Genomic DNA, 1,091 nt, shown 5'->3' with positions numbered 1-1,091 from the left:
TGAGCTGTACCGAGATTTGTGGAGCCCCTGATGCCAGGGTTACGGTCCTGGCGAAGGAGATCCACCAGCACCATGGCAGCACCCCGTAAATACCCCGACGAACTCCGTGAGCGCGCGATCCGCGAGGTCCGCACCTCGGGCCGCCCTATCGCCCACGTCGCGAAGGACCTCGGCATCCACAAGGAAGCCCTGCGCGGCTGGGTTCGCCAGGCCGAGGTCGACCGAGGCGAACGCGACGACCGGCTGACCACCGTCGAACGCGAAGAACTGAAGCAACTCCGCCGGGAGAACGCCGAGTTGAAGCGGGCCAACGACATCCTGAGGGCCGCCTCGGTGTTTTTTGCCCAGGAGATCGACCGTCCCCGGACGAGGCCGAGCAGGTGATCGACTACCTGCGCGAGAACGGTCTCGGGGTCGATCCCGTCTGCCGGGTGCTGGAGCTGCCGCCGTCGACGTACTTCGCCCGCAAGAAGCGGCCGAAGTCGGCCCGCCGGCTCCGCGACGAACAGCTCATGCCGCTGATCGAAGAGATCCACGCCGAGTCCGGCGGCACCTATGGCGCCCGCCGGATCACGCGTGCACTTCGGCGTAAGGGCGTCGAGGTGGCCCGCTGCACCGTCGAGCGGCTGATGGCCGAGCTCGGTCTGGAGGGCGTCATCCGTGGCCAGCGACGCCGCACCACGATCCCCGAGCCGTCGGCGCCCCGTCCGCCGGACCTGGTCGACCGGAACTTCACCGCGACGCGGCCCGACCAGCTGTGGGTGGCCGACATGACATATGTGCGGACGTGGTCGGGCTGGGCGTATGTGGCGTTCGTCCTGGACGTGTTCTCGCGGATGATTGTCGGCTGGCAAATCGCGAACCATATGCGGACCGAACTTCCCCTGGATGCACTGGAGATGGCCCTGTGGAGACGCCGGATCAAGAAGGAATCGGGCCTCATTCATCACAGCGACCGCGGGTCGCAATACGTGTCAATTCGCTATGCCGACCGGCTCGCCGACATCGGCGCCTCCGCGTCCGTCGGCTCCGTCGCGGATAGCTATGACAACGCGATGGCCGAGGCGCTGAACGGCACCTTCAAGGCCGAG

General features: G+C 66.8%; 2 protein-coding genes. Both read left to right on the top strand.

The features are described 5' to 3' along the window. Window positions 1–72: 72 nt before the first annotated feature. Entirely contained in the window at window positions 73–384 is a 312-nt protein-coding gene (locus ACLJT4_RS42425; RefSeq protein ID WP_411130509.1) for a transposase, read from the top strand. Next, on the top strand, window positions 381–1,091 hold a 711-nt coding region (locus ACLJT4_RS42420), incomplete at its 3' end, for an IS3 family transposase (protein ID WP_411130508.1). The genes ACLJT4_RS42425 and ACLJT4_RS42420, both read left to right, overlap by 4 nt.

This window comes from Streptomyces sp. x-19 (assembly GCF_046549115.1).
Classification (GTDB): domain Bacteria; phylum Actinomycetota; class Actinomycetes; order Streptomycetales; family Streptomycetaceae; genus Streptomyces; species Streptomyces albulus_C.
The sequence above is the reverse complement of the archived record's forward strand: the minus strand, read 5'-3'. Positions and strand labels throughout refer to the sequence as shown.